Consider the following 13,271-nt stretch of genomic DNA (forward strand, 5'->3'; position numbering starts at 1 on the left):
AAGCCCGCTTCGGGCCGGTCCGAAGCGGGCTTTGGACTCCAAACCAGAGGGGTCACGCGGCCTGGGAAGGCAGGACCAAGCGCCGGTTGTCCCGCAGCATCCCGGCGAATTCGGCGGCGGGCACCGGACGGCTCAGGTAATAGCCCTGCATCTCGTCGCAGCGGTTGCGGCACAGGAAGGCCAGTTGCTCCCGCGTCTCCACCCCTTCCGCGATCACCTTGAGGCCGAGGATATGGCCCAGGGCGATCACCGTCTGCACGATCCCCGCGTCGTTGCTGTCGGTCGCTATGTCCCGCACGAAGGATTGGTCGATCTTGAGCCGGTCGAACGGGAAGCGCTTCAAATAGCTCAGGCTGGAATAGCCGGTCCCGAAATCGTCCACCGAAATCTCCACCCCCAGTTGTTTCAAGCCGCGCAGCACCGGGATGAATTGCTCGGGGTCTTGCATGACCATGGTCTCGGTCAATTCCAATTCCAGGTAGCGGCCTTCCAAACCCGTGTCTTCGAGGGTGGCGGTGATGAGTTCGGTTAGGTGGTCGCCGCGCACTTGCCGGGCCGAAAGGTTGACCGACATGTTGAGCCGCGCCAGCCCTTCCCGCTGCCAGGATTTGGTTTGCAGGCAGGCCGCGTGCAAGGCCCAGCCGCCGATGGGGTGGATCAGGCCGGTCTTCTCGGCCAGCGGGATGAACTCGGAGGGCGCGACCAGCCCCAGTTCGGGATGCCGCCAGCGGATCAGGGCTTCCGCGCCGATGATCGAACCGCCCCGCAGTTCCACCTTGGGCTGGTAATACAGCTCGAACTGGCCTTGTTCCAGCGCCCGCCGCAGGGCGTTTTCCAACTGTAGCCGTTCCACCGCCAAGCGGCTCATTTCCCGCGAATACAACCGGAAGCCGTTGCCGCCTTCCTCCTTGGCCCGGTACATGGCGATATCGGCGTGCTTGAGCAGGGTTTCCATGTCCTCGCCGTCGGTGGGAAAGACGCTGGCCCCGATGCTGCCGTTGAGGTATAGCTCGCGCCCTTCGACTTGGAACGGCTGGGCGAAGGCCCGCAGTGTTTTGAACGCCACCCGTTCTATATCCTCCAGCTTGTCGATATCGGCCAGCAGGATCAGGAATTCGTCGCCGCCCTGGCGGGCCACGGTGTCGCCCTCCCGCACCGCGGCCTTGAGCCGCTCGGCCACGGCCAGCAGCAGCTTGTCGCCCAGCACATGGCCGAAGCTGTCGTTGATATCCTTGAAGCGGTCGAGGTCCAGGAAGAACAGCGCCAACAGCCGTTGGGCGCGGCGGGCGTGGGCCAGGGCCTGGTTCATGCGGTCGGCCAGCAGGGCGCGGTTGGGCAGGCGGGTCAGGGCGTCGTGGGTGGCGAGGTATTCGATATTGGCCTCGTAGCGCTTGCGCTCGGTGATATCGCTGGCGACGCCGTCCAACCGCAGGGGTTGGCCCTCCGCGTCCCGGATCAGCTTGACCCGGTCCTCCAGCCAGCGGATTTGGCCGTCCGGGCGCAGGATGCGGTATTCGACAGTCAGGGTGCCGCTCGCCAGCGCGTCCTCGGGAATCCGGCCCATCCGTTCCCGGTCCTCGGGGTGGACGGTGTTCAGCCACAGGTTTTTGTCGGCCATGAAATCGGCCACCGGGCGGCCCCAGACCCGCTCGGCGGCGGCGTTGAGATAGAGCAAACGGTAATTCCGCAGCGAAATGGACCAGACGATGTTGTCGATGGACCCCAGGATGCTGCTCAGCTTGTCCTCGGAAACCCTGAGTTCCTCCTCGGCGCGTTTGTGTTCCACGAACAGGCCGATCTGGTTGCCGATGGCGGCGAGCAAGTTCATCACTTCTTCCCTGGGCTGGCGGATTTCGCGGCTATAAAAGCCGATGGTGCCCAGCACCCGCCCCTCGAACCGCAGCGGGAAACCGAAGCCTGCGTGGATGCCGGCCTGCAAGGCGAGTTCGGAGCGTGGGCAGAGGACGTCCTGGCCTAGATCGGCGATCCAGAGCGGCTGCCGGGACTGCCAGACCCGCCCCGGTAGCCCGCTGCCCGGTTCGAACACCATTTCCTGGGTGGCCGCCTCGAAAGCGCGCACATCCGCGTGCGTATTGCTCCGCCGCCAAGTACCGGCGCAACGCAATAGTTTGGCCGTGTCGTCCACCAAGCAGAGTTCGCCCACATCCACGTCCCAGTTCAGGGTTTCACAGATGACCCGCAGCACCTCGGGGGTGGCTTCGGCCAGGCTGGCGGCTTCGGCCAGGATGCGGGCCACCGCGTATTGCGCGGCCAGCCGTTGCTCCGCCCGGCCCCGCGCCGCTTGGTTGCGGAGGTTGGCGGCACCATAGGCGATATCGTTGGCCAACTCCTCCAGCAGTTCGATTTCGTCCGGGCCGAAGGCGTCGGGGGCGGTGTCGCAAATGCACAACGCGCCGATGGCTTTTTGGTTTTCCCGCAGCGGCAGGGCGATCATGGCGTGGTAGCCCAGGCCCAGGATGGCTTCCCGCCATTGGGGCCAGCGGGTTTCCGCCGACAGGTCGCGCACGGCCACGGTTTGGGCCGTCCGCAAGGCCGCGCCGATGGGGGTGTCGGAGGCACTGCCGTCCATCAGGGCGGGCATCCAGGCCTGCCGTTCCCCGGCCTGCGCCATGGAGGATAACAGGGTGGAACGGTCTTCCCTGAGCATCCCGATCCAGGCCGTGGGGTAGTTGCCGGTGCCGACGATGATCCGGCACATGTGGTCGAACAATTCCTGTTTTTCGGTGGCGTGGATCAGGGCGTGGTTGCACTCGGCCATGACGCTGCGGGCGCGGAGGATTTTTCGTAAGGCTTGCTGGGCCAGCCTGCGCTCGGCGATTTCCAGCCTCAGCACCTCGGCCCGCTGCTGCAATTCGGCGTAGAACTCCAGGTTCTCGTAGGCGGTGGCGACCTGGGCGGTGATGGTGGCGGCGATATCCTCGTCCACCCCGCTGAATTCCGGGGCTTCCCGTTTGTTGGCGAGATACAGCCAGCCATAGACCCGGCTGGAGGTGGCGATGGGCAGGCCCAGCCAGCTCTGCACCGGCGGATGCCAGGCCGGCAACCCCAGGGGCGTGGGATCGCCCGCCAGCCCGGCGATGCGGCGCGGGCGCGGTTCGGCCAGCAGGTGGCCCAGCAATCCATCCGGTCGCAGCGGGAAATCGGTGTCCGCCACCGCCGGTGCGCCCATGCCCCAGGTGTAGATCAAACGGGGCCGGGTGCCGTTGTGTTCCAGCAGGCCGACCACGGCGTATTGCGCGGCGCAGATGTCGTGGACCGCCCGGCAGAAGGTTTCCAACAGTGCCTTGGGATCGCGCTGGGAGCCGAGTTCCAATCCCAGCTCGATCAGGGTGGCGAGCCGTAGGCTGATTTCACCCAGATGGCCCAGCGATTGCGAGGAATGGGCCGCCAGCCGCCGCCATTCCGCGCCCTGGACCGGATCGGCCCTGGCGATGCGGTCGATCAGCCGTTGCAGGGCTTCGATATCCGACAGATAGCCGTTCAATTGCCCGGACAGGGCGGTGCCCAGGGTTTCGGGCGTGGGCGGTTCGGCATGGGCGGGCGCGGCGCTGGGTTGGACGAAAGCGGGCAGGCCCAGCGTGGTCTGCACGGCGGCGAGGATTTCCTCGGGCGAGGAAGGCTTGGCCAGCACGGCGGACACGCTGCGGGATTCGGTCTGCCGCTGGGCTTCCGGGGCGCGGTAGGTGGCGGTGTAGAAGATGACCTTGGTCCCGGCCAGGGTCGGGTCGGCCCGCAGTTGATCGACCAACTGGTAGCCATCCATGCCCGGCATCAGGATATCGGTGATGACCAGGTCCGGCGGGGACGAGCGGGCCAGGGCCAGGGCTTCCGCGCCACTGGCGGCTTCCAGCAGCCGGTGGCCGGCGTAGCCCAGGAGGGTGCAGAGGAATTCCCGGTTGAGCGGGCGGTCGTCAACGACCAGGATCGTCGCCATGGGGTACACCTCGGGGCTGTGGCGTTCCGCCCAGGCAGTCCTCGATTTCCCGCAGCAGGGCCAGCGGCTCGATGGGGCTGCGGAGGTAGCGGGTCGCGCCCAGGCTCAAGGCCAAGGCTTGCTCGTTGCCACCCCACACCGAGGCGCTGAGGAACACGAAGGGAATGCCGCGCCAACGCGGATCGCCGCGTACGGTCTTGAGGAAGCTCCAACCATCCACATGGGGCATCCACAGGTCGGAGAGGATCAGGTCGAAGCGGTCCCCGGCCAAGTGGTCCAGGGCTTCCGCGACGTCGTTCGCCAACACCACCCGGTAGCCGAAGGGTTCGAGGATGCCACGGATCAATTCCTGGTTGTTGGGCGAGTCGTTCACCGACAGGATGCGGCCTTGCCGGGCGGCGGGGATTTCCGATTTGGCGGGCGCGGGTTCGGGCGCGGTGGGTTCGGGCGCGGCGTGGAGGTTATGTGCCAGGAAGCTTTCCACCTGGGGGATGAAGGTTTCCGGGTCGATGGGCTTGGAGATATAGCCGTCGAAACCCGCGGATAACAGCCGCTCGCGGTCGCCGACCATGGCCAGGGCCGTGACCGCGACGATGGGCGTCTGCCGCGATTCGGGTCGGCTTTTGAGGGCGCGGATCACGCCATAGCCATCCATGCGCGGCAGATGGATATCGCAGATGATGAGATCGGGCCGCTCCGCGAGCGCGGCGAACACGCCTTGTTCGCCATCGGTGGCGGTTTGCGGCAGATAACCGAAGGCTTCCAATAGGTAGACCATCAGTTCCAGATTGCCGGGGTTGTCTTCGATGATGAGGATGCGGGCGTTCATGGGTCCGGCCCGGCGCAGGCCGTGCGGAGGCTCAGGGTGAACACGCTGCCCGCGCCGGCTTCGCTGTGGAAGCCGATGTGCGCTCCGATGAGGTCGGCCAGCTTTCCGCACAGGTACAGCCCCAGTCCGGTGCCCGCGAAGCCGCGGGTGCTGGTGGAATCGACCTGGCTGAAGGCCCGGAACAGCTTGTCTTGATCTTCCGGCTTGATACCGATGCCGGTGTCGATCACGGCGACCTCGACCTCCTGGCCGCACCGGGCCAGCTCGATCCGCACCTCGCCGCGCAGGGTGAATTTGACGGCGTTGTTGGCGAGGTTGATGAGGATTTGGCGCAGGGCGCGGCGGTCGGTCTCAACCACGATGGGGGCGTCCGGCAGGCCCAGCTTGAAATCCAGGCCCTTCTGCTCGGCCATGGGGCGCAGGGTTTCGGCGATTTCGGTCAGCAATTCCTGGCATTCGACTGGCTCGGGGGCGATCCGCACCTTGCCGGATTCGATCTTGGCGAGGTCCAGCAGGTCGTTGATCAGCGAAAGCAAATGCTTGGCGCTGGATTGGATGATGCCGAGTTGGCGTTCTTGGGCGGCGGTGAGGGGGCCGGGCAGTTTCATCAGCAAGGTGCCAGTGAAGCCGATGATGGCGTTCAAGGGGGTGCGCAGTTCGTGCGACATCCCGGCCAGGAAGCGGTCCTTGGCCAGGTTCGCGCCTTCCAGTTCCAGGTTTTTTTCCCGCAGCGCCTGCTCGAAGCGCTTGCGCTCGGTCACGTCGCGGATCGAGGCGTTGACCAGGACGCCCGCGTCGGTTTCGAGCGGGCCGAGGCTGATTTCGACCGGGAATTGGCCGCCGTCCTTGTGCAGGCCGTACAGTTCCAGACCCGAACCCATGGGCCGGGGCCGGGGGGCTTGGAAGTAGCTAGCCCGGTGCTGGGCATGTGTCGAGCGGAAGCCCTCCGGGACCAGCATTTCCACGCTTTGGCCCAGCATCTCCGCGCGGGTGTAGCCGAAGAGCTGTTCGGTCTGGGAATTGACCAAGCGGATAATGCCGTCGTTGTCCACGATCACCATGGCATCGGGGGCGGATTCCAACAGTCCCCGGAACTGGGTTTCGGAGCGCTGGCGTTCGGTTTCGGCGGAAATATCCTTGGAAATCAATAGGAAGCCGAATGGTTGGTCTTGGGGGTCGCGGCGGGTGGTGACCGCCGCGCGGGCGATGAAACGCTGTCCATCCTTGCGGCGGCGGTACAAGATGCCTTCCCATTTGCCCTCTTCCAGGGCGGCGTCGAGGATGGCCTGGGGTTTGCCGGCGGCGATATCCTCTTCGGGGTAGAGCAAGGAGGAATCGGCCCGGCCTACGACTTCTTCCGGCTCGTAGCCGTAGATGCGCCGCGCCCCCTCGTTCCACAGGAGGATGGTGCCGTCCCGGTCCAGGGCGATGATCGAGTATTCGGTCGAGGCTTGCAGCACGCTGGTGATGAAATCCACCGCGCTTGCGGCGGTACCGACGATGCGGTCGTCGAAGAGCTTGGCCATGTCCGCCACCCCCGCCGCTATTATTGGGGCTGGGTTGCCGCCGCCATTTGCCGGTGCAGGTCGGCGAGCGCCTTGTGGCGCTGGGCCGCTTCGCCGTAGCTGTGGGCCAGGGCGTCGGTGTGTTCGACCAGATCGGGGATGTTCTTGCCGTAGGCGCTGTGCAGATGCTCGCGGTACGCTTCGGCTTGGTCGCTCAGGGTTTTGGCCTTGGCGGCTTCGGTCTCGGCTTCGGCGTCGAGCAGGGCGGCGATTTTCAGGTGATCCGCCGGGGTTTTGGCGGATTTGACCAAGGTGCTGATTTGGGCGTCCCCGGTGGGAGGTTCGGCCAGGGCGAACGGGACTGGGACGCAAGCGGCGAGCAAAACCAATAGGAACGGGGCGATGTGCTTGGGCATCCGACACCTCCATGGTGGGCAATCCGTATAGCCGGGTAATTCCTGACTAAAATAGATTGGCATGGAGCATGGTAGTTCCTGGGGTTTTCCACGGCAAGCGGAACTTATCGGATATACGCGGGGTGGCGCTCCGGTTTGATGCGCCAGCGCCCGAGTTCCCTTGGACCGGGGAAAGATACCATCCTTCCGGCCGCGGATGACAAACGCCGCCCCGCCCCCCATAATGCCGCGCTTTTTACCAGCACCAAAACAAACATGTGGTTCAAGAATCTGGCACTGCTTCGTTTTACCGAACCCTTCTCCCTGAATGCCACCGAACTGGAGGAACGCCTCCAGCAACGCCGCTTCCAGAATTGCGGTAGCCTCGAACTCGCCAGCTTCGGCTGGTGCGCCCCCCTGGGCCGGGATACCTTCCCCCTGGTCCACGCCACCAACGGTTTCCTGATGATCTGCCTGCAAAAGGAGGAAAAAATCCTCCCGGCCTCGGTGGTGAACGAGGTGGTGGCGGAACGGGTCCAGGAGATCGAGGACCGTCGGGGTACCCCGGTACGGCGCAAGGAAAAGGACGCGCTGCGCGACGAAGTGATGCAGGACTTGTTGCCACGGGCGTTCAGTTTCAGCCGCCGCGCCTATGCTTATATCGATCCCAAGGGCGGCTGGCTGGTGGTCGATAGCACCAGCGCCAAGAAGACCGACGAGTTGACCAGCCTGTTGCGGCAGTGCCTGGGTTCGTTGCCGGTGGTGCCGTTCGCCACCCGCGAGCGTCCCAGCCTCGCCATGACCCTGTGGTTGGGCGAAAATGGCCCACCGCCGGGCGTCACCCTGGAAAGCGAATGCGAACTGCGCTCCCCGGAGGAAGACGGCGGCATCGTGCGCTGCCGCAAGCACGATCTGGGCGCCCCGGAAATCCAAAACCATCTCGAAGCCGGCAAGGAAGTCATCAAGCTGGCCTTCACCTGGAGCGACCGCCTCAGCCTGGTGCTGGACGAGAATCTCGCCGTCAAGCGCCTGAGGTTCCTCGACATGGTGCAGGAAGCGGCGGCCGAGGTGGACACGGACGACGCGGCGGAGCGTTTCGATGCCGATTTCGCCGTCATGAGCCTGGAGTTGGCGGCGTTCCTCCCTCAACTGGCCGAACTGTTCGGGGGCGAAAACCTCCAGGCCAAGTAATCGGTAACAGGAAAACGCGATGCGGAACAACAACCAATCCCTGCCTATCTTCCGGCCCCGGCTCGGTGGCTGGATCGCGGCCCTGCTGGTGCTGGAACCCTGGGGGGTCCGGGCCGAGGTCTATACCCTGCCGTCCGGCAGCGACGATGTGATCGGCCAGGTGGAATACGCCACCGCCCGCCAGGAGGATACCCTCATCGATATCGCCCGCAGGACCAGCGTGGGCCAGGTCGAGATGAACATGGCCAATCCCAAGGTGGACCGCTGGCTGCCCGGCGCGGGCACGCGGGTGGTGATTCCGCACCGCTATATCCTGCCCGATTCCCCCCGGGCCGGCATCGTGGTGAATATCCCGGAAATGCGCCTGTATTTCTTTCCGGTGCAATATTCCACCATTACCCACAAGAAGGCCGTGCCGGGCAAGGCCAAGGCCGCCCATGGCAAGGACGGCAAACCGGCCAAGGGCAAGTCCGCCCCGCCGCCGGTCACGTATGTGACCACCACGGAAATGGGCGAGCCGGTCGCCCCGGCCAGCCAGGTCATCACCTATCCGGTCAGCATGGGCCGCATGGATTGGCGCACGCCCATCGGCAAGACCCGCATCGCGCAGAAGGTCAAGGACCCCACCTGGACCCCGCCCGAATCCATCAAGCGCGAACACGCCAAGAAGGGCGAAATCCTGCCCGATGTGGTGCCCGCCGGTCCCGAGAATCCGCTGGGGCCTTATGCCATGAAACTGGGGGTGCCGGGCTATTTGATCCATGGCACCGACCGGGCCGACCCGGCCAAGCCCTTCGGCATCGGCGAGCGGGTAACCCATGGCTGCATGAGGATGTACAACGAGGACGTGACCAAGCTGTTCCCGGAAGTCTCGGTGGGCACGCCGGTCTATTTGGTCAACCAGCCCATCAAGCTGGGCTGGTCGGCGGGCGAGTTGTACATGGAGGTGACGTGGCCGCTGGACGAGGATATCAAGGAGATTCCGGCCAAATGGGGCGACGACGTACTCGACGAAAGCAATCTGAGCGAGGAGGAGATCAAGGCGATCCGCGCCAAGAAGCGGACCTTGATGGTCGCCTACCTGACCAAGCTGGGGAACACGCTGATCGAGAAGGAAAACGCCAAGCACGCGATCCTGGTGGACCGCGCCGCGATCAAGGCGGCGGTGGAGCATCCCAGCGGGATTCCGGTCGCCATCGGCAAGCTGGCGGAACCGCCGGTGATCGAAACCGCGCCCAGCGAGTACCCGGCGAACCCCTATGGTTCGCCGCATCCCGCCCCGCAAGCGGTACCGGCCTATCCCTACGGTGGCACGGGCCAGTCCCCGGCACCGAATGCCGGGGTCCCCTACGGCCAGCCAGTGCCCGCCCCGCCGTCCGCGCCGCGCCAATATCCTTCCCAGCCCCAGGCCGCCTATCCCTACGGGACCACGCCCTATGAGGCGGCCCCGTCCCGGCCACAGGCGGAGTATCCCTATGGGGGAACCGCCCAACCCGCTCCGGCGGAACAACCCCAGTATGGCCGGCCTCCGGCGACCTACCCCTATGGCTCGCAGCCGCAGCCGAGGCCGGTCCAGTATCCGTCCTACCCGGCGGGCCAGTCCGATCCCTATGCCCGCCCGCAGGCGACCCAACCCTATACGCCCGAGCGGGCTGCCCCGTCTTCCTCCACCATGCCCGACCCGTTCGCGCCGGCGGAAGAGGAGGAGGAAGAACAATAATCCCGCCATGAAAAAAAGCCCGCCAAGGCTGAATCCTTGGCGGGCTTTTTTATTGGGGCGGCAGGCGCGGATCAGGCTTTGGGCGGCACGTAGCCTTCCGGGGTGGGGTCCGCGCCGCCGAACAGGTATTTGTTGCGTTCCGCCGCCAGGAATGTGCGGGCGGCGGGCTCGAACGGCGTCAGGCGATGTTCGTTGATGAGCATGGTTTGCAGTTTCAGCCAGCCCTGCCATGCCTCCTTGGAGATGTTCTCGTAAATCCGTTGTCCTTCCGCGCCGGGGAAGGGCGGTTGATCCAAGCCTTCGGCCTCGGTGCCCAGGCGGGCGCATTGCACCAGATGTGTCATTGTGATCCTCGCGATGTTTTCAGGGATGGTGGGTGATGGGTGGGATCGTCCCGGTGGGTGTTTTATAAGTCCAGGGCGATCTGGCCCCGCGTGGCGTTGTCGCCGGCGATGTCCCGCAACAATTGGGCGATGGGTGCGGGCAGCCCCACCGCCGCGTCCGGGCCGAACCAGCCCGGCCCGGCGTCCTCGGCCACCCAGGGCGCGAAGCCTTCGGCCCGGATCAGCACCGGTACGAAGTCCAGCCGGAAGTGCGTGAAAGTATGTCGGCGCCGGGGCAGCCGCTCAAGCCGGCAAGTGTCGATCCCCCGCTCCGCGCACCACCCCAACAGGGCGTCCAGCCCGTCGAATTCCGGCAGGCTCCTGAGTCCGCCCCAGATGCCGGTCGGCGGGCGCTTTTCCAGATAGACCGCCCCGCTCCCGTCGCGCAATACCAGCATATGGCATTCCCGTACCGGCTGGGCCAGTTTGGGCCGGGGCGTGGGGATGGCGTCGGTCAAGCCCAGCCGCAGGGCCGCGCAACCGTCGCGCAAGGGGCAAACCCCGCAGGCCGGGCCGCGCTTGGCGCAGACCGTGGCCCCGAGGTCCATCATGGCTTGGTTGTGGTCGGCCACCCGGAATTCCGGGGTCAGCGCCTCGCTGAGCCGCCAGAGTTCCCGTTCCACCTGGGGTGCGCCGGGCCAGCCCGCCAGCCCGGCGTAGCGGCACAGCACCCGTTTGACATTGCCGTCCAGGATTGGGGCGGGCAAGCCCGAGCCCAGGCTGAGGATGGCCCCGGCGGTGGAACGGCCTATCCCCGGCAGTGCCTTCAGCGCATCGACGCTGGCCGGGAAGCGCCCGCCATGTTGCGCCACCACGATCCGTGCCGCCCGGTGCAGATTGCGGGCGCGGGCGTAATAGCCCAGCCCGGCCCACAGCGCGACCACCTCGTCCACCGAACCCGCCGCCAGCGCCGCCACGTCCGGGAACCGCGCCATGAAACGCTCGAAATAGGGGATCACCGTGGCGACCTGGGTTTGTTGCAGCATGATCTCGGAAATCCAGACCCGGTAGGGATCGCGGGCGGTTTGCCAGGGGAGGTGTTTGCGGCCATGGCGGTCGAACCAATCGAGCAGGGCGGTGCGGAATTCTTCGGTGTGCATCGGGCAAAGCGGGTCCGGGAAAGGCGGGCATTGTAACCCGGCGGCGGGGCCGGGGCGGCAACGCCAAAGTTTGATAAATCAGGAACCGCTAATTTTCTTTTGGGCCTATAGTTAGGCTGGGCCGGCAAAATAGCCGGGCCGGGGCTTCCAGGGTTTGGGGAAGCATCGCCATCCGCGCGGGGGTTTGGTCTCACGGCCAAGCCCAGGTAAGCGGGCCGGGACGGCCTCCGCGCCCAAGATAAGAAAACCGAGGAGAGAGTCTATGCAAAACCGAATTGATCGCTCGCGCCGCCGTTTCATGTGCCATGCCGGTTTGGGAGCATTGGCCGTTTCCGCCTTGCCCGGATGGGTCCGCGCCATGGAAATGCAGGCCATGGCCAAGCTGGCCCCCAACCGCGCTTCGCCCGGTTTCAATCCCGATGTCGAGATCGATATGGCCGCCCAACCGGGGCTGGCGTCGATCCTGCCGGGACCGTCCACCCAGGTTGTGCAATATGTCGCCCAGCGGGTCAAGGGACCGGACGGCACCGTGGCCGAACTGCCCGGCAGCTATTTGGGACCGCTGCTCCGGCTCCACCGCGGCCAGAAGGTCCGCATCAACTTCCGCAGCAAGCTGGCGGAGCCCACCATCGTCCATTGGCATGGCCTGCATGTGCCCGCCGTCATGGACGGCCATCCGATGCATGTCATCGACAATGGCGAGACCTATGTCTACGAGTTCGAGGTGTTGAACCGGGCCGGTCTGCACATCTACCACCCGCACCCGCACGAATTGCTCGGCAAGCAGCTTTACCAGGGCTTGGCCGGCGGCATCATCGTCAACGACGAGGAAGAGTCCAAGCTGGAGCTACCTTCGGGCGAATACGAAATCCCCATCATCATCCAGGACCGCCGCTTCGACGCCCAGAACCGGATGGCCTACGTCCCCACCATGCACGACCGCATGATGGGCTATTACGGCGACCGCATCCTGGTCAACGGACGGCCCGAGATGGCGCTGGACGTGGCGAGCCGGGCCTACCGCCTGCGCTTCCTCAACGGCTCGAACGCCCGCATCTACAAGCTGGGCTGGAGCGACGGCACGCCCATCACCGTGATCGGCGTCGATGGCGGCTTGTTGGAAACCCCGGAAACCCTGCCCTACGTCATGCTGGCACCGGGCGAACGCCTGGATGTCTGGGCCGATTTCAGCGGCAGGGCCAAGGGTTCCGAGTTCACGCTGCGTAGCCTGCCGTTCCAGGGCGTGCTGCCCAAAATGGCGGGCCGGATGATGGGGGGTGGAATGGGCGGCATGGGCGGCGGCATGATGGCGGGCATGGCCTTGCCGGTCGGCAGCGATTTCCCCATCTTCAAGGTCCGCGTCACCCGGACTACCAGCGACAGCCCCAAACTGCCCGGCCACCTGTCCAGTTTCAAGCGCTATACCCTGGCCGAGGTCGCCAATCCCGCCAAGCCCATCCCCATCGGCATTTCCGAAGCGCCGATGGCGATGTTGCTCAATGGCAGGCCGTATAAATTCGACGATGTGCAACCCAACGAGCGCATCCCGGTCGATACGGTCCAATTGCTGGAAATCTTCCATGCCCACGGCGGCGAAGGCGGGGGCCATGGTGCCGCCACCCAATCCGAAGGCGGCCATGGCGGTGCCGGGGGCGATAAACCCCAAGGCGGCATGGGCGGTGGAATGATGGGCGGTATGGGCCATGGCATGATGGGGGGCGGCATGGGGGGCATGGGCCACGGCGGCGGGCAATCCGGCGGCATGGGCATGATGGGCGGTATGGGCGGCGGCATGATGCTGTCCATGGCGCATCCCATCCATCTGCACGGCCAGCAGTTCCAGACCATCAGCCGCGGCATCGGGGCCGGAGAGGCGGAGGACTACGCCACGGTCAAGGACGGCTTCATCGATTCGGGACTCAAAGACACCGTGTTGGTGATGCCGGGCGAGAAGGTCCGCATCATCAAGCCCTTCCAGGATTTCAAGGGCTTGTTCGTCTACCACTGCCACAATATCGAGCATGAGGACATGGGCATGATGCGGGATTTCCTGGTGGAATGATCCCGCCCGACGGCGGATAAAAAAAGGCGCGGCCTGGGCCGCGCCTTTTTCGCATGGAAACCGTGTGGGTCGCCAAGTATCCCTTGTCCGGCCTTTGGAGGAAGCCAAACAATCTGAGAAGTAAAAAACCG

General features: G+C 65.3%; 9 protein-coding genes. 3 read left to right on the forward strand and 6 right to left on the reverse strand.

Features of this window, described 5'->3' with window-relative positions:
- Positions 1 to 52 precede the first annotated feature (52 nt).
- The 4 genes from B9N93_RS11095 to B9N93_RS11110 are packed head-to-tail and all read right to left on the reverse strand — an operon-like array spanning position 53 to position 6,705.
- Positions 53 to 3,955 (reverse strand): EAL domain-containing protein, encoded by a 3,903-nt coding sequence (locus B9N93_RS11095; RefSeq protein WP_085213619.1) that lies wholly within the window; start codon positions 3,953 to 3,955, stop codon positions 53 to 55.
- Positions 3,933 to 4,784 carry a response regulator gene (locus B9N93_RS11100; RefSeq protein ID WP_085213621.1) on the reverse strand — a complete coding sequence of 284 codons (852 nt, stop codon included), beginning with the start codon at positions 4,782 to 4,784 and terminating at the stop codon, positions 3,933 to 3,935. The genes B9N93_RS11095 and B9N93_RS11100 overlap by 23 nt, the downstream gene beginning before the upstream one ends.
- Positions 4,781 to 6,310, reverse strand: a complete 1,530-nt coding sequence (locus tag B9N93_RS11105) for a PAS domain-containing sensor histidine kinase (RefSeq protein WP_085213623.1) — start codon at positions 6,308 to 6,310, stop codon at positions 4,781 to 4,783. Before B9N93_RS11105 ends, B9N93_RS11100 begins: the two co-directional genes overlap by 4 nt.
- A 20-nt stretch (positions 6,311 to 6,330) precedes the next feature.
- Complete coding sequence (locus B9N93_RS11110; RefSeq protein WP_085213625.1) at positions 6,331 to 6,705, reverse strand: hypothetical protein; 375 nt, start codon at positions 6,703 to 6,705, stop codon at positions 6,331 to 6,333.
- Positions 6,706 to 6,960: 255 nt separating this feature from the next.
- Here B9N93_RS11110 and rdgC point away from each other — a divergent pair, with 255 nt between their 5' ends.
- On the forward strand, positions 6,961 to 7,875 hold the full coding sequence (rdgC, locus tag B9N93_RS11115; RefSeq protein WP_085216244.1) for a recombination-associated protein RdgC: 915 nt from the start codon (positions 6,961 to 6,963) through the stop codon (positions 7,873 to 7,875).
- A gap of 19 nt (positions 7,876 to 7,894) precedes the next feature.
- Complete coding sequence (locus B9N93_RS11120; protein ID WP_254899379.1) at positions 7,895 to 9,595, forward strand: L,D-transpeptidase family protein; 1,701 nt, start codon at positions 7,895 to 7,897, stop codon at positions 9,593 to 9,595.
- Between the two features lie 71 nt (positions 9,596 to 9,666).
- Here B9N93_RS11120 and B9N93_RS11125 read toward each other — a convergent pair whose 3' ends face one another.
- Together B9N93_RS11125 and mutY are read right to left on the reverse strand one after the other, a co-directional pair.
- Positions 9,667 to 9,939, reverse strand: coding sequence for an oxidative damage protection protein (locus B9N93_RS11125; RefSeq protein WP_085213626.1), 273 nt, complete (start codon positions 9,937 to 9,939; stop codon positions 9,667 to 9,669).
- Between the two features lie 62 nt (positions 9,940 to 10,001).
- Complete coding sequence (mutY, locus tag B9N93_RS11130; RefSeq protein WP_085213628.1) at positions 10,002 to 11,078, reverse strand: A/G-specific adenine glycosylase; 1,077 nt, start codon at positions 11,076 to 11,078, stop codon at positions 10,002 to 10,004.
- A gap of 262 nt (positions 11,079 to 11,340) precedes the next feature.
- On the opposite strand from mutY, the gene B9N93_RS11135 reads away from it, so the two are divergent.
- Positions 11,341 to 13,140, forward strand: a complete 1,800-nt coding sequence (locus B9N93_RS11135; RefSeq protein ID WP_085213630.1) for a multicopper oxidase family protein — start codon at positions 11,341 to 11,343, stop codon at positions 13,138 to 13,140.
- Positions 13,141 to 13,271 lie beyond the last annotated feature (131 nt).

Source organism: Methylomagnum ishizawai (assembly GCF_900155475.1).
In the GTDB taxonomy this organism is placed as follows: domain Bacteria; phylum Pseudomonadota; class Gammaproteobacteria; order Methylococcales; family Methylococcaceae; genus Methylomagnum; species Methylomagnum ishizawai_A.